The 20,148-nt window shown below is 43.4% G+C and carries 21 protein-coding genes; all 21 read right to left on the bottom strand.

Features of this window, described 5'->3' with window-relative positions; all coding sequences use genetic code 11:
• Positions 1 to 126: 126 nt before the first annotated feature.
• The 21 genes from trxB to B5354_RS06580 all read right to left on the bottom strand — a co-directional run bounded on the left by trxB (position 127) and on the right by B5354_RS06580 (position 20,118).
• Positions 127 to 1,077: a thioredoxin-disulfide reductase gene (gene trxB / locus B5354_RS06480; protein ID WP_079527100.1), complete on the bottom strand. Its 951-nt coding sequence runs from the start codon at positions 1,075 to 1,077 to the stop codon at positions 127 to 129.
• Positions 1,078 to 1,157: 80 nt separating this feature from the next.
• Positions 1,158 to 2,174 (bottom strand): tetratricopeptide repeat protein, encoded by a 1,017-nt coding sequence (locus B5354_RS06485; protein WP_079527102.1) that lies wholly within the window; start codon positions 2,172 to 2,174, stop codon positions 1,158 to 1,160.
• A 1,003-nt stretch (positions 2,175 to 3,177) separates the two neighbouring features.
• Positions 3,178 to 3,804 (bottom strand): bifunctional phosphoribosyl-AMP cyclohydrolase/phosphoribosyl-ATP diphosphatase HisIE, encoded by a 627-nt coding sequence (gene hisIE / locus B5354_RS06490; RefSeq protein ID WP_079527104.1) that lies wholly within the window; start codon positions 3,802 to 3,804, stop codon positions 3,178 to 3,180.
• A complete protein-coding gene (hisF, locus tag B5354_RS06495) occupies positions 3,801 to 4,559 on the bottom strand; it encodes an imidazole glycerol phosphate synthase subunit HisF (protein WP_079527106.1) in 759 nt (252 codons plus the stop codon). The genes hisIE and hisF overlap by 4 nt, the downstream gene beginning before the upstream one ends.
• Complete coding sequence (gene hisA / locus B5354_RS06500; RefSeq protein ID WP_079527108.1) at positions 4,559 to 5,290, bottom strand: 1-(5-phosphoribosyl)-5-[(5-phosphoribosylamino)methylideneamino]imidazole-4-carboxamide isomerase; 732 nt, start codon at positions 5,288 to 5,290, stop codon at positions 4,559 to 4,561. The genes hisF and hisA overlap by 1 nt, the downstream gene beginning before the upstream one ends.
• Positions 5,290 to 5,925, bottom strand: a complete 636-nt coding sequence (hisH, locus tag B5354_RS06505; protein ID WP_079527110.1) for an imidazole glycerol phosphate synthase subunit HisH — start codon at positions 5,923 to 5,925, stop codon at positions 5,290 to 5,292. Before hisH ends, hisA begins: the two co-directional genes overlap by 1 nt.
• On the bottom strand, positions 5,926 to 6,513 hold the full coding sequence (gene hisB, locus B5354_RS06510; protein WP_079527112.1) for an imidazoleglycerol-phosphate dehydratase HisB: 588 nt from the start codon (positions 6,511 to 6,513) through the stop codon (positions 5,926 to 5,928).
• Positions 6,510 to 7,784 (bottom strand): histidinol dehydrogenase, encoded by a 1,275-nt coding sequence (hisD, locus tag B5354_RS06515; protein ID WP_079527114.1) that lies wholly within the window; start codon positions 7,782 to 7,784, stop codon positions 6,510 to 6,512. The genes hisB and hisD overlap by 4 nt, the downstream gene beginning before the upstream one ends.
• On the bottom strand, positions 7,781 to 8,419 hold the full coding sequence (hisG, locus tag B5354_RS06520; protein ID WP_079527116.1) for an ATP phosphoribosyltransferase: 639 nt from the start codon (positions 8,417 to 8,419) through the stop codon (positions 7,781 to 7,783). The genes hisD and hisG overlap by 4 nt, the downstream gene beginning before the upstream one ends.
• A complete protein-coding gene (locus B5354_RS06525) occupies positions 8,412 to 9,599 on the bottom strand; it encodes an ATP phosphoribosyltransferase regulatory subunit (protein WP_079527118.1) in 1,188 nt (395 codons plus the stop codon). Before B5354_RS06525 ends, hisG begins: the two co-directional genes overlap by 8 nt.
• A 192-nt stretch (positions 9,600 to 9,791) precedes the next feature.
• The gene (locus B5354_RS06530) at positions 9,792 to 10,610 is read right to left on the bottom strand and encodes a hypothetical protein (protein WP_079527120.1); all 819 of its coding nucleotides are present in this window, start codon (positions 10,608 to 10,610) and stop codon (positions 9,792 to 9,794) included.
• Between the two features lie 96 nt (positions 10,611 to 10,706).
• On the bottom strand, positions 10,707 to 12,374 hold the full coding sequence (locus B5354_RS06535) for a glycerol-3-phosphate dehydrogenase/oxidase (protein WP_079527122.1): 1,668 nt from the start codon (positions 12,372 to 12,374) through the stop codon (positions 10,707 to 10,709).
• A gap of 255 nt (positions 12,375 to 12,629) precedes the next feature.
• Positions 12,630 to 14,123: a glycerol kinase GlpK gene (gene glpK, locus B5354_RS06540; RefSeq protein WP_079527124.1), complete on the bottom strand. Its 1,494-nt coding sequence runs from the start codon at positions 14,121 to 14,123 to the stop codon at positions 12,630 to 12,632.
• A 29-nt stretch (positions 14,124 to 14,152) separates the two neighbouring features.
• Positions 14,153 to 14,695 (bottom strand): glycerol-3-phosphate responsive antiterminator, encoded by a 543-nt coding sequence (locus tag B5354_RS06545; RefSeq protein WP_079527126.1) that lies wholly within the window; start codon positions 14,693 to 14,695, stop codon positions 14,153 to 14,155.
• Positions 14,695 to 15,228, bottom strand: coding sequence for an acyltransferase (locus B5354_RS06550; RefSeq protein ID WP_079527128.1), 534 nt, complete (start codon positions 15,226 to 15,228; stop codon positions 14,695 to 14,697). The genes B5354_RS06545 and B5354_RS06550 overlap by 1 nt, the downstream gene beginning before the upstream one ends.
• Positions 15,229 to 15,231: 3 nt before the next feature.
• Positions 15,232 to 15,870 (bottom strand): pyrophosphatase PpaX, encoded by a 639-nt coding sequence (ppaX, locus tag B5354_RS06555; protein ID WP_079527130.1) that lies wholly within the window; start codon positions 15,868 to 15,870, stop codon positions 15,232 to 15,234.
• Positions 15,845 to 16,801 carry a nucleoside recognition domain-containing protein gene (locus B5354_RS06560; protein ID WP_079527132.1) on the bottom strand — a complete coding sequence of 319 codons (957 nt, stop codon included), beginning with the start codon at positions 16,799 to 16,801 and terminating at the stop codon, positions 15,845 to 15,847. The genes ppaX and B5354_RS06560 overlap by 26 nt, the downstream gene beginning before the upstream one ends.
• 15 nt (positions 16,802 to 16,816) lie before the next feature.
• Positions 16,817 to 17,650, bottom strand: coding sequence for a prolipoprotein diacylglyceryl transferase (gene lgt, locus B5354_RS06565; protein ID WP_079527134.1), 834 nt, complete (start codon positions 17,648 to 17,650; stop codon positions 16,817 to 16,819).
• A gap of 14 nt (positions 17,651 to 17,664) precedes the next feature.
• Complete coding sequence (gene hprK / locus B5354_RS06570) at positions 17,665 to 18,600, bottom strand: HPr(Ser) kinase/phosphatase (protein ID WP_079527136.1); 936 nt, start codon at positions 18,598 to 18,600, stop codon at positions 17,665 to 17,667.
• A 121-nt stretch (positions 18,601 to 18,721) separates the two neighbouring features.
• The gene (locus tag B5354_RS06575) at positions 18,722 to 19,066 is read right to left on the bottom strand and encodes a phage holin family protein (RefSeq protein WP_079527138.1); all 345 of its coding nucleotides are present in this window, start codon (positions 19,064 to 19,066) and stop codon (positions 18,722 to 18,724) included.
• A 29-nt stretch (positions 19,067 to 19,095) separates the two neighbouring features.
• Entirely contained in the window at positions 19,096 to 20,118 is a 1,023-nt protein-coding gene (locus B5354_RS06580) for a DUF4097 family beta strand repeat-containing protein (protein WP_079527140.1), read from the bottom strand.
• Positions 20,119 to 20,148 lie beyond the last annotated feature (30 nt).

Consider the following 20,148-nt stretch of genomic DNA (forward strand, 5'->3'; position numbering starts at 1 on the left):
AAAATGCACAGGTGATAAACACCTGTGCCTAATAGAGATCTATTAAAAGGGGGTCAATTAATCACTTTTATTGTACCCCATTAATGTTTCATACGTGTTACAGGAGAATTAAGCTGGAGTTACTTTTTATTTTACCGTTTTTAACTCTTCTAATAAATTCTCAATATAATTCTGTGCAGACTGAGCAGCAATACTGCCATCCCCAGTTGCTGTTACAATTTGACGTAATTCTTTCTCACGAATATCTCCTGCCGCGAAAACACCTGGCACTTTTGTTTCCATTTTTTCGTCTGTTTCGATATAGCCTTGTTCATTCGTAACCCCAAGACTCTCAAATGGTTTACTGAGCGGGATCAGACCGATATAAATGAACACACCGTTTGTATCGAACTCGTATTCTTCGTTAGTTTTCTTATTATACAACGTGACGCTCCCGACTTTGCCGTCTTCATCATTGATTTCTTTCACTACCGTATCCCAAATGAACTCAATCTTATCATTGTCAAACGCACGATCTTGTAAAATCTTCTGTGCGCGCAGTTCATCACGGCGGTGAACAATCGTTACTTTGTCAGCAAACCGGGTAAGATAGACCCCTTCTTCTACAGCAGAGTCTCCTCCGCCAACAACAACAAGTTCTTTCTCTTTAAAGAAGGCACCGTCACAAACGGCACAATAGGAAACACCACGGCCGCCCAGCTCTTTTTCACCCTCGACGCCTAACGCTTTGTATTGTGCACCTGTTGTTATGATGAGGGCACGTGTTTTATACTCTTTATTTCCGGCAACAACTGTCTTGTATTCTTTTCCCTCAATGACTTCTTTAATATCACCATAGGCATACTCTGCACCAAACTTTTTAGCATGATCAAACATTTTATTGGAAAGGTCTGGCCCCAGAATATGATCAAACCCAGGGTAATTCTCTACATCTTCGGTATTTGCCATTTGACCACCTGGAATACCACGCTCAATCATTAACGTATCAAGATTAGCCCTTGAAGTATATACGGCTGCCGTCATCCCTGCCGGACCGGCGCCTGCTATAATGACATCATAAATTCTTTCTTCGGTCATGGATCATCAACTCCTTGTCAACACAATCTTAATCCTGTAAACATCATAATAAATCTTACTAAGAGCGTCCATTAATGTGCTTATCCTCGAATCCATGGCCCGCCTTCTTCACTCAACTTGGGAAACTGTTTACAGCCTTTTTCCCAAAGCTGCAAAGCACGCGATGGATTACCAGTGTGATAGCAAGAAATACTAAACCATTTATAATAGCTTCTTCTTCTCACTACTTGTTTATTCCTCAATGCACGAAAACGGTCCACTGCTTCATTATAGTATCCAGCTCGTGCTAACGTTTCTGAGATAGCCAATTTTTGTTGTTCGTGCATAGGATATACGTTTCTTAATGGTTCGATTAAGGAAATCGCGCGTTCCTCTTGTTGTTCGGCTAAGTAAAAACACGCCAGGTTGACGAGGCTGTGTATATTCTTATGATCTTTTTTAAGCCATGCATTCTCTAATTCAATCGCTTCGGCATGTTCGCCGATCTGAAACAAGGCATACGCATACTTATGCTTGGCAAGACTAAATTCAGGGAACAGTTCCATCATTTCTTGTAAAACAGGCAAAGCTTGGTCCCATTCTTCATGCTCTAAATGATAAAAAGCCGTTTCCTGATAGATAAGCAGTTCATCTTCATCGTCAAAAGCAAAGTCCTCTTCAATTTCTTCCTCTTCTAAGGAATTAAGCATACCCAGCAGTTGTTTGGCTGCTTCCTCAAAATCCCCATCATCCGTATGATCTAAATATTTTTCGGCGTACTTTTGTGCATCATTTAGAAGGCCAAGATGGGCATAATTGTTAGCCATCAAGTAGTAACAGTCCGGATATTGTTCCCCATATTGGACAATTACTTCACTTAATAGCTGGTTCGCAGCATGATAAGAGCCAACCTCGGTGTATACGACAGAGAGCTGGCAAGAATAAAGCGGTTCATCCGGACTGATCTCGATGGCTTTTTTCAGCCATTTAACAGCCGCATTGAACCGCCGTTTTTTAAAGGCATGGATTCCATGAGAGAAATAAAAATTCCCTGTTGGTAAAAAAGGGATGATATTTGTCTTTTCATTCGTTGCCGCAGGATTCGGTGATGTCGTCATGACGGTCCCCCTATTTTCCGTGTCCATTCTCACTAATTATGCAGTATAACATAGAAGCGGGAAATGAAATAGAAGAAATTTGTATTTTTTTGTAGATGAGTCAATTTCATAATGGTCTTACAAAAATAAAGACTTTGGATGGGGAGAAGGTGGTCGTGGAAATAACTCGCTTTTCATGAGGTTAGAGCAAAAGTAAGATAATAACAATTGGTGCATATAAACCGCTGCGAAAATATACTTCGCTAAAACAGCACATCGTTCGTCTGTTTACTTAAGAAGTCTAGTTTGTCCCATTATCGTTCGACGTTGGCACATGCCCTCGTGCGTAGTCGAGTAGTTCGGCCTTGAAACAGGACGTTTCGACTTTAGCCGAACTTCCTCTATCCCTTAAATTCCTTGAAGTCCAAAATTAACCGAACAACCTTTAACTCGCCAACCTTTCCGTAGAAATTCCGCAGTTACTATCCTCCATTTCGTTAATGCGAGCATCGGAGCCATCTAATAAAAAATGGAGTTGTAAAAAGGATAGGGGATAGTTGCTTCAACGTATAAACTCACCCATTAATAGTCATAGAGTGTTTCTACAGTGACAAGGCCGTTCCTTCCCCCTTTTATAGAAAGGTGGAACAGGAAATAGCGAGACTCCTGTGGGATTATAGTACAGGGTGAGGCCCCGCAGGCGAAGCCGAGGAGACTCACCGGTTAAAGGATGTTCGGTTAAGTTCGGCACGTCCTGTGCCAACATCGAACGACTCCACGTCGTGTGAGGCCGCGGAAAGCTAGTTATTTCCACGACCACCTTCTCCTCAACTAGATGATGGAACGTCTAAATTTAATAACAGTTATTTCGAATTTTCTCCCTGACTAGACTTGGTAAGTGATATCTTTCACTTTCCAATCCCCTTGCTGTGCAAAGGCTGAGAATGGAGTTAAAATAAACATTTTTTGAAGGGCATTATAAACAAAAAATGGCCGCTGTCGAACTTGACAGCGAGCACTCCTTTTATTCTTTATGGCGTTTTTCCAGTACAGCCAGTACCTGATCGAGGCTGACCCCTCGGTCTGTTAGTAACAGTAACAAATGAAATAATAAATCTGCTGATTCGAGTGAAAGCTCTTCGGGATCATCGTTTTTTGCAGCAATGATCACTTCGCCCGCTTCCTCCCCAATTTTCTTAGCAATACGGTCTACACCTTGCTGAAAAAGTTGGGAGGTATAGGAATTCTCAGGTAAAATCGTCTTCCTCTCAGCCAGGACTTTCCTTAATTCGTCTATGATTGCATAGGGCTGATCGCCCGCACGTACATCATGCCTCAGTAAAGATTCTGTGAAGCAGCTATATTCACCCTTATGACAGGCTGGCCCCGACGGAATGACCTGGATTAACAAAGCATCTTGATCGCAATCAAAGCGTATTTCCACGACTTTCTGCGTATGACCCGATGTCGCACCCTTATGCCAAAGCTCTTCTCGAGAACGGCTGTAGAAAACCGTTTCTTCTTTTTCTAAGGTAAGTTCAATCGATTCTTTATTCATGTAAGCAAGTGTCAACACCTCTTTTGATCGAGCATCTTGCACGATCGCAGGCACTAACCCTTTTTCATTGAATTGAATGTCTTGCAAATTCATCGAACCACGACTCCTCTCTCTGCCAAGTATCTCTTCACGTTTCCTATTGAGGTTTCTTTGTAATGAAAAATAGAAGCAGCCAGTGCCGCATCGGCATTAACATTTTCAAACACTTCGTAGAAATGCTGTGCTGAACCAGCACCTCCTGAGGCAATGACCGGAACTTGTATGACTTCCTGAACTGCTTGTAGTAAAGGTAAATCAAAGCCTGATTTCTCCCCATCTTGATTCATAGAGGTTAATAAAATCTCTCCCGCTCCCAGGCGAACAGCTTCTTCGGCCCACTCTGTGACCAGCCACTCAGTCGGGGTTCTGCCGCCATGAGTGTACACACGCCACGTGTCCACCGAGCTGTCAAAACGAGCGTCAATGGCTACAACGATACATTGGCTGCCAAAGTAGTCGGCCCCCTCTCGTATCAAATCCGGACGTTTCACTGCAGCTGAGTTTAAGGAAACTTTGTCAGCACCGCTGCGTAACGTTTCCTTAATGTCTTGTAACGTACGAATCCCTCCGCCAACTGTGAAAGGGATGGCTAATTCCGAAGCCACTTCCCTAACGACGTCTATCATCGTTTTTTCTCCTTCATGACTAGCTGAAATGTCGAGAAAAACAAGCTCATCTGCACCTTGTTCATCATATACTTTTGCTAATTCAACAGGGTCGCCCGCATCACGAATATCCACGAATTGAACACCTTTAACAACTCTTCCTTCTTTCACGTCTAAGCAGGGAATAATCCGTTTAGATAACATTAGCGCACCTCCACTCGAAGTGCTTCAGACAGCTGGAAACGATTCGTATACAACGCTTTTCCTACTATAGAGCCAATGACGTGCTGATCTTGATATTCCTTGAGTTCACTCAAGTCTTCAAGTCCTTGAATTCCACCCGAAGCGATCACGTTCACCCCTGTTTCAGACGCTAAGCGAACAATCTCTTTCGTGTTTGGTCCCTGAAGCATTCCATCTTTGGCAATATCGGTATAAATAAAGGTTTCTGCCCCAGCCTCTGCCAGTTCTTTCCCTAAATCAACCGCCTTCACTTCAGAACGCTCAAGCCAGCCTTCAGTTGCTATAAATCCTTCTCTTGCATCTAACCCGATTACGATTTTTTCTTTATACTTCTTTAACAGCTGTTTCGTTAATGGAAGATCACGAATAGCTAGCGAGCCAATTATGACACGGTTAACTCCTTGATCAAGGTAGAAGGCCGCATCCTGTTCAGATCGAATGCCTCCTCCAACTTGTACGTTACAATCAAGGTCCTGAGCCACCCTTAAGACATGTTTGGCATTTTGCTTTGATCCTGCTTTTGCCCCGTCCAAATCGACCATATGAATCCAGGATGCTCCAACGTCAGCAAACTCCTTTGCCACTTCAAAGGGATTATCTCCATAAACAGTTTGTTTGTTAAAATCGCCTTGTTCTAAGCGGACACACTTTCCATCACGCATATCTATTGCAGGAAAAATTGTAAAACTCATCACGCATGCTCCTTACTCATTTGCTTGCAGAAGTTTTCTAATAATTGCATCCCGGCTCGACCACTTTTTTCAGGATGAAACTGACTGGCTACGAGAGGACCTCTCCCTACGATAGCCGGCACATCCATGTGATAATCAGCCGTGGCATATAAAAGAGACGAATCTTCTGTTTGAACAACATAGGAATGAACGAAATACACAAACTCTTCTTCAACTTCGAATAAAATGGGTTGCTCTGGCTGATGGATTTTTAACCGATTCCACCCCATGTGTGGCACCTTATAAGGGACTCCTTGTTGATCTCGCCCTGTGAATCGTCTAATTTTCCCGGGAAATAAACCTAGTCCGGCCGTAGTCCCGCCTTCTTCACTTTCTTCAAATAAAAGCTGCATCCCCAGGCAAATACCATATAGAGGTACACCTTCATCCACTTTTCTTCGAATAAAGTCGATAAACTGATGTTCATGCAAGGCCTTCATGGCATCGGGAAAGGCCCCAACCCCAGGCAATATATAACCATGACAGTTCTCAAGCTTGCTGGGGCGATCACCTATTACATAAGGAATATCAAGCCTTTCTAATGCTTTAGAAACGCTGAATAAGTTTCCCATTCCGTAGTCAATGATTCCAATCATTTATAAACTTCCTTTCGTACTCGGCACTCCTTGAATACGGGAATCGATCTGGGTGGCTTCATCCAGTGCCCTGGCTAATGCCTTGAACATGGCCTCGATAATGTGATGAGTATTATGGCCGTGGTGAAGCACAATATGCAGATTCATCCGTGCTTCAACAGCAAGTTTCCAAAAGAATTCATGCACATTTTCTGTATCAAATGACCCCACACGGTCTTTAGGCAATGCTGCTTTCCATTCAAAATGCGGACGGTCGCTCAGATCGATCGCCACCGTAACGAGGGTTTCATCCATAGGAAGCGTCATAGAACCGTATCGTTTAATTCCTTTTTTATCGCCCAGGGCTTGCCGTAAAGCTTGCCCAAGGCAAATGCCAAGATCCTCTGTTAAATGGTGGTCGTCCACTTCCACATCACCTTTACCCGTGGCATTTAAATCAAATAACCCGTGCTTCGTGAACAACTCCAGCATATGTGCCATAAAAGGCACCTGTACCTGGAGGTCAGTTTGGCCTTCACCATCAATATTTAAATCAATCCGGATATCTGTTTCTCGAGTCGTTCTCGTAATTGATGCTGTTCGAGTCATTTCCATCGCTCCTTGCGTGTTTCAATCGCTCTAGCATGAGCTTCTAATCCTTCTAACCTGGCAAATTGCGCAATCTTTTCGGCATGTTGCTGTAATGCTTGTTCACTATATGAAATCACACTCGACTTTTTAACAAAATCATCTACAGTGAGCGGGCTTGAGAACCGTGCTGTGCCGTTCGTCGGAAGCACGTGGTTCGGTCCTGCGTAGTAATCACCGACGGGCTCACTGCTATAAGGTCCTAGAAAAATAGCTCCCGCATGCTTAACTTTTGCCATGTCTTGAAAAGGATCTGCTGTCACAATTTCTAAGTGTTCCGCAGCAATTTCATTTATGGTATCCAATGCCTCCGCTTTTGTGTCACACACAATTATAGCACCATAATCCTCAATACTAGCTTTAGCAATTTGATACCTGGGCAAGGACCGGAGCTGTGCGTGAACGGCGGTGCGAACGTCTTCTGCCAAAGTTTCATCTGTTGTAACAAGAATGCTGGAAGATCTTGCATCGTGTTCAGCTTGCGACAGCAAATCAGCCGCTAATTCATCAGCTTTCGCAGTATGGTCCGCCAAGATCGCAATCTCACTTGGTCCTGCGATCATATCGATATCAACATTTCCGAATACTTCCCGTTTAGCTAAGGCTACATACACATTCCCAGGGCCGGTAATTTTGTCTACAGGGTCCAATGTTTCTGTCCCGTAAGCTAAAGCTGCAATGGCCTGAGCCCCTCCTGCTTTATAAACCTGGTCAATTCCTAGCAGCTGGGCTGCTGCGAGCACCCCAGTTGGGATATTCCCCTCCTTGTCTGGCGGTGTTACCATCACGACCCGTTCAACTCCGGCTGCCTGGGCAGGGATTACGTTCATCAGTACTGAAGAAGGGTAAGCAGCCGTTCCACCAGGCACGTAAATTCCAGCTGCATCGATGGGCGTCACTTTTTGTCCAAGAATCGTCCCATCATCCTTCGCATCAAACCAAGAAACAGTTTGTTGCTTTTCATGAAAATTTCTAATGTTCGCTGCCGCTTCTTCTAAGATCGTTCTATAATCCTGATCCATTGATGTATAAGCTTCAGTCAATTCTGCCTTCGTGACACGCCAGTTCTCAATGTCCGCCCCATCAAATTGTTTCGTATAGGTTTGAACAGCTTGATCTCCGTTTTGCTTTACTTGCTGGATAATGTCTTGAACCGCTTGTCTCTGCTCTTTTGTGCCCTGATCGACACTTCGTCTCAGGGAGGATACGTCAGATCTTCTCATCATTCTCATGAACGTTCCACCTCCACGACGGCACTTAACTCACGCACCATTACATCAATTTCACTGCTTTTCATCCTGTAACTCACTGGGTTCACAATTAGCCTGGAAGTAATATCAGCAATCTTTTCATATTGGATTAATCCATTCTCCTTCAACGTACGCCCTGAAGAAACGATATCCACGATTCGGTCAGCCAGACCAATAAGCGGGGCAAGCTCAATGGACCCATTCAGTGGAATAATTTCAATCTGCTCACCTTGTTCCCTGAAGTAGTCAGACGCCACTCTTGGATACTTTGTTGCAATTTTAGGGGCAATCCGTCCAAGCGGTTGATCAGGAAGGCCGGCGACGGCGACATAACAGGGACTGATTTGTAAATCCAGTACTTCATATACATCACGATCCTGCTCTAACAGGACATCTTTGCCAGCTATGCCGATATCCGCAGCTCCATATTCGACGTAAGTCACCACATCCATTGGTTTAGCCATCATAATTTTAATGTTTTGTTCTGGAAACTCTAGAATCAGCTTTCTGGAATCTTCGGCATCTGAGGCCACATGATAGCCTGCCTGCTTCATTAGCTCTGCTGCTTCCTCATAAATTCTTCCTTTTGGCATGGCGATCGTTAAGGCATTATTCATCAAGACCGCCTCCTTTTTCAGTAAAATCTACAGTTTCTTGGAGCTGTTCTTTAAACTTTTCTAGATCTGGAATCTGATCAACATGCTGCAAGAGCACATAAAATCCTTCCTGTCGTAGTGCTCGAGCTTTTTGTAAACCTTCCGCATGTGTATCATCATCGACGATTACTCCCACTCTAATGTCATCCTCTTGTTCCTGGACCTCAAGCGCTTCTAGCAGTCGTTCTAAGTGTATGGCAAAGCCTGTTGCCGAAGTGTTGAGCTGAAAGGACGGCAGCAAAGCATCATAGCGCCCTCCATTACAAAGTAATGCTCCTAGCTTAGGGGCATAACCTTCGAACAATATCCCCGTATAATAGTTCATATGACTGATTAAATTGAGATCCACATGGACGTACTGGTCAACACCATACTGCTTCAAAATTTTATACAGCTGCTTTAATTCATTTACGGCCTGCATGCACGATTGATTTCGAGCCAGTGCCTTACTAGCTGTAAACACTTCCTCGCCGCCGCGCAGTTTCAAAATGGAAAGCAAAGCATGTTTTGTTTCCTCAGGAAGCTGACTCAACTTTACGTCCTCGCGAAAACCTACATAATTTTTTCGATAAAGATGTTGCAGAAGAAGGTCTGTTATTTCGGACTCTTCCCCAAGCAAATCCTGGAAGAAAGATTTTACAAATCCAATATGGCCAATGGTAATAACAAATTCATCTAAGCCCGACTGCTTCAATGAATCTACTAATAGAGCAATGACTTCTGCATCCCCATAAGAGGAATGATCCCCAATCAGCTCCGTACCCACTTGTTCAAACTGAGCTGGTTTGCCTCCTTCTGTCTGTTGAGCTCGAAAAACTGGACCTTCGTAAGCAAGCCTTAACGGAAACTCAGCATCTTTAAGCTGTGAGGCCGCCACTCGAGCAATTGGTGCCGTCATATCCGGACGCAGAACGAGCGTATGACCCTGCTGATCCAATAATTTAAACAATTGCTGCTCAGGTGTTGCACTCATTTTCCCCACCGTTTCATGATACTCAAGCAGCGGGGTATCCATCAGCGAATAGCCATAGGAGAGAATCGCGGAAGTAAGCCTTTCCCTGGCCTTCGTTTTTTGATTATAAAAAAAAGGAAGCGTGTCGCGCATTCCCAGTGGTTTTTCAAACATAAGCCTTTTAGCCATTGAAGTACCAACCTTTCTAAAACGAAAAATCCTTTAGTATGCTAATATGTTAACAAAATAAAGACAAACCGTCAAAGCATTTATTATTTCTTTCCCTTCCCTCACAATCGGCAAACCAGAGCTTGTGTCTCCACCCGTGGTCCCAAACAAATTCATAAAAGAAAAAAGCACCGAAAATCAATTCCAGTGCTTCTAACCATTCATACTAGTTTGTAACAAAAACAAGAAAGCTACTAATGAATGAGGGATCCTATCGCGAATTTCCCACTCAATCAAATAACCAGCCATTTTGTCAAAGCGATCTGCCGCTTCTATCGGGACGGCTCCCCTCTTTGCGACAGCCCACACCTTTCCATCTTCGTCCGAGATCGTATAGTGACCGATGTGCGTATCACCTTCAGCCTTCCAGTGGACATTCGCCTTTTCAATGTAATAAAACGTGCTTTTACTTGATTTCTTATTGCGCTTTAATTCAGTATAAGCCACATAGTTTCCATTAGGGTGCTGAACATACCCTCTCCAATGTGTACCGCCTTTTTTATCAATTTTATAAGAAGATTCACCCTGTTCCCCAATCATCTGATAGGAGGCGGGGGTCAGCCACCCGCCCGCATAGATAGATGCTAAAGTGCCCATGAGCCGATTACCAAACGGATCTTGTTTGATCTCACTGTAAACAGCTCCGTCCATATCGTATAACGTAGCATGAAAAATAGAGGAAGCCTTATGACCAATGTACATCCGCTTAGGAAACCTGTTAAATGTCTGAAGGGATAAATCCTCAACAAATTGAAGTGACTGCTTTGCTTTTAATGAATCTTTCCAGCCGCTTTTAAGGAGTGCTCCGCCTATTGCTGAAAAGAAAATAGCATAGAATACACCCAAGGCAGCACTGCTGCCGTTTGTATAAAAAATCGAGGTAATAAAAACGACCATTCCGGTGAGGAAAATGCAGCCTGTTAACAGCTGTCTTCTAGCATCCCTTCGAATCAAGCTTTGCACATCCGTCATAAAAAGCCCCTCCATAAAAACCAACATTAATTAGTAAAATTATACATTAGAAAAGACGATCACTCAATACTAAGAGAGACCGCCTTCCCATTACGACTATCCTATTTCCACCGGCTGAACAGCTTCTTCTAACAATTGGTTTAATTCATCCGTGTACGCTTGCTTTTGTTTAGCTGTCCACTCTAACTCGTTTGCCATGAAGTCTATAACTGCATGTTGATGCTGTTTCACCCACTTTATATCAAAGAAGAGTGCCCCTGTCCTTCTGATAAAGAAATCAACAGGTTTGTAGATCATTTCATACTCTAACGCGACTACAAGCTGAGCGAAAGCAACCGGGTCGATTTGTGCACGTTCAGCATCCGTTTTTCTTTCCTTAAATAAATTAAATACAGTATCGACATTAGCTCCGTATAAGCTCACGAGCTTATTAGCAGCTTCCTTCGACAATCCCATAGATTCACCAATCTTAATTCGCTCTTCCTTAAATTGCTTAAACCCTTTCGAACCGTTAACTTCCCCGCCTGACAGTGGCTTATGAATGGTTTCAGAATCGGAGTAGCGGATTCCGTATTCTTCCATTAATTTGTCACGAACTAAATCAACGGCGGATTGAGCCATCTTCCGATAACCTGTCAATTTGCCGCCTGCCATTGAAATCAAACCGGAATCGGAAACAAAGATCTCATCTTTACGGGAAATTTCTGATGGGTCTTTGCCTTCCTCATGAATCAGCGGTCTTACCCCAACCCAGCTGGATTCTACATCATCTTCTGTGACTTCAACGGTTGGGAACATATAGTGAATGGCTTCCAAGATATAATCTCGATCTGCCGTCGTCAGTTTAGGATGGGAAATCTCCCCATCATACTCTGTATCCGTTGTCCCTACATATGTTTTACCATCCCGCGGTATTGCGAAGATCATTCGACCATCAGGTGTGTCAAAATAAACCGCCTGTTTCAATGGAAATGCGCTCTGGTCAAAAACAAGGTGAGCCCCTTTCGTGAGCTGCAGCGTTTTTCCCTTTTTAGATCCATCCAGCCCTCGTAATTCATCCACCCACGGACCGCCAGCGTTGACGACTTTTTTAGCCTGAACTTGATAAGTCTCTCCGCTGATTGTATCTTCCACAATTACTCCTTCAACTGAACCCGCATCGCTGTATAAGAAATCGATTACTTTGGCGTAATTGGTCGACAGCGCTCCATACTCTACCGCTTTCTTCATGACCTCAAGCGTTAACCGGGCATCATCTGTTTTGTATTCCACATAGAAGCCAGCTCCTTTTAACCCATCGCGTTTCACAAGCGGTTCCCGTTCGATCGTTTCCTCGGGGCTCAGCATCGTTCTCCGTTCACTTTTCTTAACACCTGCTAAATAATCATATACTCTCAATCCGATATTCGTAGTAAACGGGCCAAAGTTGCCTCCTTCGTGAAATGGCAGCATCATCCACTCTGGTGTGGTCACGTGGGGGCCATTTTCATAAACAATCTCACGTTCTTTCCCTACTTCAGCTACCATCTTCACCTCAAATTGTTTTAAGTAACGAAGCCCTCCGTGTACTAGTTTAGTCGAGCGGCTGGACGTACCAGCTGCGAAGTCCTGCATCTCCACAACTGCCGTTTTCATTCCGCGGCTGGCTGCATCCAATGCAATTCCTGCTCCGGTTATCCCCCCGCCGATTACAAGCAGATCCCATTGCTCACGATTGAGTTGTTCAAATTGATTCTTACGATGATAATTGGTGAATTTCTCCATACAATCGATCTCTCCTTCTACCCATTTCATTTCTAATGAGGCCGTCTGTTACGTTTATTCCCTGATAAAGGTTAAAATATGTGTGGAAATAGCGTACGTGATGAATAACTTTACTGTATTTCACAAAAAAAGAGACCACGAACATCTTTATAACTATTGTTATAAATTGCCGTGGTCTCTCCGTATCTCCGACCTCATCTATTAACTTACTTACTATCATAACAGATTTTCTGCGTTTGTAAAAGCAGAACGATATTATTTAAATACCCGCGCTGCCCCTACAGCTTTCTTCCATCCTTTGTAAAGATCCCGGCTTTCCTCTTCATTCATTTGCGGTTCGAAATCCTTTTCCATAGACCATTGTTTTGAAATTTCCTCTCGATCTTCCCAGAAATCTACTGCAAGACCCGCTAAATAAGCAGCCCCGAGAGCCGTTGTCTCATTGATTTTCGGGCGTTCCACAGGTACGTGTAAAAGATCGCTTTGAAACTGCATAAGCAAATCATTTTTAACAGCACCGCCATCAACTCGAAGTTTCTTCAAATCAATGTTAGAATCTTCGACCATGGCATCGACAACATCTTTGGTTTGATAAGCAAGAGATTCAAGTGTAGCCCGCACAAAGTGGGACTTTTTCGTTCCGCGCGTTAACCCAAAAACAGCTCCGCGCGCCTCACTATCCCAGTAGGGCGTACCTAATCCAACAAAAGCTGGAACAACATATACACCGTCCGTGGAGTTTACTTCTCCAGCAATACTTTCGCTTTGTTTGGAGGATTCAATCAACTGTAAACCATCACGAAGCCATTGAATAGCAGATCCTGAGACGAATATGCTCCCCTCGAGAGCATATTCTACTTTTCCATCCAGTCCCCATGCCAGTGTTGTCAACAGCCCATTATTCGAGCGAACAGCTTCATCTCCCGTATTCATCAGCATAAATCCGCCAGTACCATATGTGTTTTTGGCCATTCCTTTTTCAAAACATGCCTGACCAAATAGGGCAGCCTGCTGATCGCCTGCTATTCCGGCTATAGGAATGTTATTTCCGAAGAAATGATAATCAACCGTATGAGCATACACTTCCGAAGATGGCTTGACATCTGGAAGCATGCTCTTCGGCACACCTAAAATATCAAGCAGCTCCTCATCCCATTTTAGCTCATAAATGTTGTACAATAACGTTCTAGATGCATTCGAATAATCAGTAACGTGTTCCCCTTTTCCAGATAACTTATAAACAAGCCACGTATCTATGGTACCGAACATGAGGTCACCATTTTCAGCTTTTTCCCTTGCGCCATCAACATGGTCCAGTACCCATTTCACTTTTGTACCTGAGAAATAAGGATCTAACAGCAATCCGGTCTTATTGCGGAATGTATCATTATGTCCTTGTTCACGCAATTCATTACATATGTCCTGTGTCTGCCTCGATTGCCATACGATCGCCTTATGAATTGGTTTACCTGTGTGTCGATCCCAAATGACCGTCGTTTCCCGCTGATTCGTAATACCGATACCGGCAATTTGTTCGGCCTCGACATCGGCTTTTGTCAGAACATCGGCCATACAGGCTAGCACAGAGGTCCATATTTCATTAGCATCATGCTCGACCCAGCCCGGCTTCGGAAAATATTGTTCAAATTCCTTTTGTGCGGTTTCAACCACTTCCCCGTCGTGGTTAAATAGCATAGCACGTGAACTGGTGGTTCCTTGGTCAATCGACAAAATGTACTTTTCCATCATGATTCTCTCCTTTTCTTACAACCCAACCCTCAAAGCTCCCACAGATCTTTGCGGGAAGTGGTGACTGCTGATACACCCGAACGGATGGCCTCTTCCACTTCATCTCCAGTACGAATTAATCCACCGGCGATGATCGGCACGCCCAGCCGATCTTTTATTTCTTGTATCATTCCAGGCAGTATTCCAGGCAAAACTTCTACAAAATCCGGCTGAGCTTTCTTAATGATTTTAACATTATGATCAATGGCTTGACTGTCGATCAGAAACAGCCTTTGAACGGTTATTAGTCCATATTTTTTCGCTCGTTGAATAACAGAAGTACGTGTGGAAATCACGCCATCCGGGCGTACTTCCCTGCCAAGAAACTCCATCCCATATTCATCCGCTTTTAATCCTTGAATGAGATCAACATGAATCAAGATCCTTTTGCCCGCCTTCTGCCCTGCTTTGACCAGTTTCTTTAGCAGCCCGAGACGTGTGTCGAGCAGGATAATGTACTCTGTGTCAGACTTCAGCAGGTATTCAAAATCTTTCATGTGCTTAATTGCAGGTAAAACACGCTGGTTAATCATCAATGTTTTTCCACCTCAGTCTCCATGGGGTGGTTACGCTCATCCATTTCTTGCTTTGTATAAATAACCTTCATTGGATTTCCTCCTACAAATGAACCAGCAGGCACATCTTTATGAACAAGAGTGCCTGCTGATACAATCGCTCCATTACCAATCTGAACACCAGGAAGAATGGTGGAATTCGCTCCAATCATTACTTCGTCTCCAATAGATATATTACCTAAGCGATACTCCTTTATTAAATACTCATGGGCCAATATTGTCGTATTATAGCCAATTACGGTATTCCGGCCAACTGATATTTTTTCCGGGAACATGATGTCCAGCATGACCATGAGGGCGAACGCCGTTTCATCTCCAACTTTCATACGCAAAAAGGTACGGTACATCCAATTCTTCACTTGTAAGAACGGCATATATCTGGCCAGTTGAATGACGATAAAATTTTTAACCACCTTAAAGAAAGGCACCGTCTTATAAATGTGCCACAAAGAATTGCCCTCATTTACCGGGTAACGCTGTGTTTTACGCATGACTTATCCTCCCGTTATCTTCAGTAAGTCCCTCATATTGGTGAGCATATAATCAGGTTCTAACGCATCAAGTATCTCTCTGCCTTTTACCGTCCAGGCTACACCGGCTGTTGCTGTCCCTGCATGCTGACCTGCTTCAATATCATGAGTGTTATCCCCCACCATAAGTGCCTCTGATGCTTGCGATCCGAGTGCTTTTAAAGCCTTTTCAATTGGCTCTGGATGCGGCTTGGCATGTGTCACATCATCAAGCGTTATGACCACATCAAACATGTGATCAAGACCTGTTAGTGCGAGGCCCATCTCAACGGTCTGGCGCATCTTAGTCGTTACGATTCCAAGACGAAATCCTTGTTCTTTTAAATTCTGAATTGTCTCCACCACGCCATCATACGCCGTTACATAATCGTCATGATGGCTCAAATTATGGGCACGATATGCATCGATCAATTCATCAACGCGTTCAGCATCAATCTGCTGCATACTATCTTTTAAAGGCGGCCCGATAAATTCGATGATTTCCTCCCGGCTGAATGGACGTTTGCCATATCGTTCAATAGTATGAATAAACGACGCAATAATCAGTTCATTTGTATCAATTAGTGTTCCATCTAAATCAAAAAGTATTGTACGTATGCTCATTAGTCGTTTCCTTTCTTTCTCGTTGTAACTTATTCCAGACAAATCCGACAGCAGCAGTAAGCACAATCGCTGTCAACAACCGAATAAGTAATAATGGCCAGACCGGGATCCCAAGCGGAATAAAGACGAGTGTATCCTCGACAACGGCATGGCAGGACACTAAAAATAATACTGCCAAATACATGTCTTTTTTAGAAACGCCATCTTCTTCTACAGCTTGAATCATCAGCCCCGCCCCATATGCGAGACCAATCGTAAGACCAGCCACGAGTGTCATCGATGTATTACGCTCCATTCCAAGAAAACGGATCGCCGGAGCCACCCAGCCAGAAAATCTAGTCAGCCAGCCGCTCTCCCGTAAATATTGCATTACGATCATTAACGGTATAACAATAAAAGCCAACTGGACAATTCCGATCAATGCTGTTTGCACACCATGCATTATAATCTCTGTCCACCCTTCAGGAACAGCCTGCTGCTCAGGAGCGAACCCATAAACCGCCTGCTCCTGTCCACCTTTCCAAAACAAATTAATCAGAAAAGCAGATACAAAGGCAAGACTTAGCCTGACACCTACTACAAACCACCAACTGACTCCCACCTTTTTCGCAACTGTAGATTCTATCAAAAGGTTATGTGAAAAAGACAGCATGACGGCTAGTATAAATACTTCTTTCACAGTAAAATCAAAGGAAATAATCGCAGCAATTCCAGCATATAAGTTCAGGAAATTTCCGAGCACAAGTGGAACTGCCGCCTCCCCGGAGAGACCAATCCACCCCATAATTGGTTCAAGCTTATTCATTGCCCACGGAAGGACTGGAGTGAACTGAAGAATCGTCACAATCAGAGTGACGGGGAAAATAACTTTTCCTAATGTCCATGTCAGTTGAAGACCTTTAGTTAGTCCACGCTTTAAGATGCCGTACATGCCTATGTCTCTCCTCTATTTTACTTTCTTTCCATTATAATATTTATCCGCTAAACCGGTCTTTCGACGATAAACCATAATCACAATGGCTAAAGCGATAAGGACAACAGAAATAAGCTGGGCTGTGCGAATTTCCCCAAACAAGTACAAGCTATCCATACGCATGCCTTCGATAAAGAAGCGTCCGAAAGAATACCAGATTACATAACTTAAGAACACTTCACCACGACGAGGATTAAATTTGTATCTTAAGATTAACAAGACTATAAATCCTCCAATGTTCCACAATGACTCATATAAAAAAGTAGGATGATACATTGTTCCACCGATACACATCTGCTGATTAATAAACTCAGGTAAGTATTGCATATAGTTGTTATAAAAGCTTTCCGTAACAGGACCACCATGAGCCTCCTGGTTCATAAAGTTGCCCCAACGGCCTATAGCCTGTCCTAATATAATGCTGGGGGCGGCAATGTCCGTCATCATCCAGAAAGACACACCCTTAAGCTTAGTATATAAATAAGCGGTCAAAACAGCGCCTATTAACGCTCCGTGAATCGCAATTCCGCCTTCCCATATCGCAAACACGTCCCACCACGGGCCGCCTACGTAACGGTCCCATTCAAACACAACATAATAAATACGTGCACATACGATCGCAGCAGGTATCGCATAGACCACGATATCTACCATATAATCTTTGTTTACCCCTAATCGTTCTGATTCTTTAGTTGCCAGCCATAAGCCAAGAAATGCGCCAGCTGCAATAATGACACCATACCAATAGACTGACAGGGGGCCTAGCTGTAAAAATACACGATCCAATGCTTCGGGTGTACAAGCCACAAGGTCACTCTCCCTTACTCATTATTCGATTGATCATCATCAATTACTTTTGTTAAACGCTCTGAAAATTCTTCCGCAGCGTTCACACCCATTCGTTTCAAACGGAAGTTCATCGCGGCCACTTCAATAATGACAGCTAAGTTACGTCCTGGACGAACCGGAATGGTCGCTTTAGGAATCTCAACATCCATAATTTTCATCGTCTCTTCTTCAAGGCCGAGGCGATCATACTGTTTGTTTTTATCCCATATTTCAAGATTGATCACAAGGGTAATACGCTTGAAACTCCTAACCGCACCCGCTCCGAACAAGGTCATAACATTAATAATACCCAGCCCTCGGATCTCAAGCAAGTGTTCAATCAGCGGGGGACTGTTTCCAATTAAACGGTCATAATCCTCTTGTCTAATCTCTACACTATCATCAGCGACGAGGCGATGCCCGCGCTTCACGAGTTCCAAGGCCGTTTCACTTTTACCGACTCCGCTTTGTCCAGTAATCAGTACTCCGATCCCATAGATATCGACCAACACCCCGTGAATCGCTGTGAAAGGGGCAAATTTTGTTTCCAAAAAATTAGTCAGCCGACTGATTACTCTTGTCGTTTTATAAGGGGAACGCATCAGTGGAACAGCCCCTTCCTTAGCAGCCACTGACAACTCTTCAGGAATATCCATGCCTCTCGTAATAACAATTCCCGGCGTAACATCCGTACACAATTGCTCAGCTCTGTCGCGACGTTGCTCATGTGTGAGGTCATTGAAATAAGAAAGCTCCGTTTTTCCTAACAGTTGTAACCTTCTTTTCGGGTAATATTTAAAGTATCCCGTCATTTCGATCCCCGGACGGGAAATATCACTCATATGTATTTCACGGTGAATACCGTCTTCTCCTGCCACAATCTCCAAGTTAAACTGCTCAAGTAAATGCTCCGTTCTAACCTTGTTCATAACCTTTACCTCCTGTGGAATAAATCATGCAGTCACTTCTCCTATTGTAGCACGTTTTTCAAGCTTAGAGAAAAAAGAGACCGGTCCGCCATAGAAAGCAGACCGGTCTATGTTTTTGCTATTATTCTTTAATAAAGCTGTTCAACACAAGGTTAATCAGTGAAATCAAAATGGCGGCCACAATCGTCATTCCGAAACTAGTGATTTCGAATGTACTTCCTAAGAAAGCATCTGTCATGGCTAACGTGATCGCATTAACAATAAATAAAAATAACCCAAGGGTTACGACTGTAATCGGTAAGGTTAACACCACCAGAATAGGGCGAACAATAGCGTTCAATGTCGATAGTATAAAGGCAGCCAGCAAGGCCCCTCCAAATCCATCGATCGATACCGAAGCAAACAAGGCGCCGACGATAATGATGGCGGCCGCATTCACCAAAATGTGTAATATCCAGCTTTTCATCCTCTATCCCTCACTTCTAGCAGCAGGATTTACAAACGAGGATTCTTAATCGTCACAGATCCCGTTTTTGTTTCTGCTTCTAAATGATACGCATCTTCATACTCTTCATGTGCTTCGAATTGAAGCTCTTTATTCATGACTTCCTTTTTATTATTCAAAATTTTGTAATTGTCGAGCTCACAATTCAAACTTCCAACAGAAGATTTCATTTTGCCGTCTATACGTTTATGAGGCGGCAGTGTCAATGTGATGCTTCCTCTTACAGTTTTGAAAAAACCGGTATGCGCATGCCCGCCGCTGTTCGTTACATGAATCGCCCCTGAAATCGTAGCAGCGTCATTTTTTCCGAACTGGCCATAAAGCGTCATACTGCCATGGATGGTTTCCGTTTCACACGTTTCAAACTTACTGTCCGTCACGGTAATAGAACCATTACCTGTTGAAAGTTTACTCGCTTCCCCTTGAGCTCCTTTTAACTGGATAGATCCATTTGCAGTTTTTAAATGAAAATGAGTCGCATTAATCGATGTAGACGTCACAGATCCATTTGATATTTTAACTTTAATAAACTCATATTCACTTTCCGGTACATAAAGTTTTATGGAAGCTTTCACTTTTTTAGATGGGCACGATATCCGCAGAATCTCCTGGCCAACTTCAAACTGATTGTCTGTCTGAAATCTGGACCTGGCTTCCTCTTCACTTTCAACTTGATACACTTTCACTTGATATTCAGCACGAACACGGTCTTCTTGCCACGGTAGAATGTCAAGCGATCCGTTGGCAATCGATGCATCAATATCGTGAAAAGATGTCGCATCCGTTTCAAATTCATGTTTGAATTCAACAGACTCTCCAAACGATAAATCAAAGTCTGTATTTTTTATTTTATCAACAGCTTCACCGATAAAATCCTTGAAGCCATATTTCTTTTTTGAGGATTTCGTATTTGAATCCTTTTCTTCAATAGCAGTCAGCAGCTTAGCTCCTTCTTCTGCAGAAATGGTACCTTTTTCAATCATCGTAAGAATTCTCATGCGTTCTTCATTCATGATCTAATCGCTCCTTTTCTTTAAGCCTTC

The sequence above is a fragment of the Halobacillus hunanensis genome (genome assembly GCF_900166655.1).
Classification (GTDB): domain Bacteria; phylum Bacillota; class Bacilli; order Bacillales; family Halobacillaceae; genus Halobacillus_A; species Halobacillus_A hunanensis.

What these genes read in the sequence shown, in the direction of transcription:
- trxB (WP_079527100.1), bottom strand. Translation starts at nt 1,077, where the DNA reads ATGACCGAAGAAAGAATTTATGATGTCATTATAGCAGGCGCCGGTCCG.
- B5354_RS06525 (WP_079527118.1), bottom strand. Translation starts at nt 9,599, where the DNA reads ATGGCTAAAAGGCTTATGTTTGAAAAACCACTGGGAATGCGCGACACG.
- B5354_RS06550 (WP_079527128.1), bottom strand. Translation starts at nt 15,228, where the DNA reads ATGCGTAAAACACAGCGTTACCCGGTAAATGAGGGCAATTCTTTGTGG.
- hisIE (WP_079527104.1), bottom strand. Translation starts at nt 3,804, where the DNA reads ATGAATTTGCAAGACATTCAATTCAATGAAAAAGGGTTAGTGCCTGCG.
- hisB (WP_079527112.1), bottom strand. Translation starts at nt 6,513, where the DNA reads ATGACTCGAACAGCATCAATTACGAGAACGACTCGAGAAACAGATATC.
- B5354_RS06575 (WP_079527138.1), bottom strand. Translation starts at nt 19,066, where the DNA reads ATGAAAAGCTGGATATTACACATTTTGGTGAATGCGGCCGCCATCATT.
- B5354_RS06485 (WP_079527102.1), bottom strand. Translation starts at nt 2,174, where the DNA reads ATGACGACATCACCGAATCCTGCGGCAACGAATGAAAAGACAAATATC.
- B5354_RS06580 (WP_079527140.1), bottom strand. Translation starts at nt 20,118, where the DNA reads ATGAATGAAGAACGCATGAGAATTCTTACGATGATTGAAAAAGGTACC.
- ppaX (WP_079527130.1), bottom strand. Translation starts at nt 15,870, where the DNA reads ATGAGCATACGTACAATACTTTTTGATTTAGATGGAACACTAATTGAT.
- hisA (WP_079527108.1), bottom strand. Translation starts at nt 5,290, where the DNA reads ATGAGTTTTACAATTTTTCCTGCAATAGATATGCGTGATGGAAAGTGT.
- hisH (WP_079527110.1), bottom strand. Translation starts at nt 5,925, where the DNA reads ATGATTGGAATCATTGACTACGGAATGGGAAACTTATTCAGCGTTTCT.
- B5354_RS06545 (WP_079527126.1), bottom strand. Translation starts at nt 14,695, where the DNA reads ATGATTAACCAGCGTGTTTTACCTGCAATTAAGCACATGAAAGATTTT.
- B5354_RS06535 (WP_079527122.1), bottom strand. Translation starts at nt 12,374, where the DNA reads ATGGAGAAATTCACCAATTATCATCGTAAGAATCAATTTGAACAACTC.
- glpK (WP_079527124.1), bottom strand. Translation starts at nt 14,123, where the DNA reads ATGATGGAAAAGTACATTTTGTCGATTGACCAAGGAACCACCAGTTCA.
- B5354_RS06530 (WP_079527120.1), bottom strand. Translation starts at nt 10,610, where the DNA reads ATGACGGATGTGCAAAGCTTGATTCGAAGGGATGCTAGAAGACAGCTG.
- hprK (WP_079527136.1), bottom strand. Translation starts at nt 18,600, where the DNA reads ATGAACAAGGTTAGAACGGAGCATTTACTTGAGCAGTTTAACTTGGAG.
- hisF (WP_079527106.1), bottom strand. Translation starts at nt 4,559, where the DNA reads ATGTTATCTAAACGGATTATTCCCTGCTTAGACGTGAAAGAAGGAAGA.
- hisD (WP_079527114.1), bottom strand. Translation starts at nt 7,784, where the DNA reads ATGAGAATGATGAGAAGATCTGACGTATCCTCCCTGAGACGAAGTGTC.
- B5354_RS06560 (WP_079527132.1), bottom strand. Translation starts at nt 16,801, where the DNA reads ATGTACGGCATCTTAAAGCGTGGACTAACTAAAGGTCTTCAACTGACA.
- hisG (WP_079527116.1), bottom strand. Translation starts at nt 8,419, where the DNA reads ATGAATAATGCCTTAACGATCGCCATGCCAAAAGGAAGAATTTATGAG.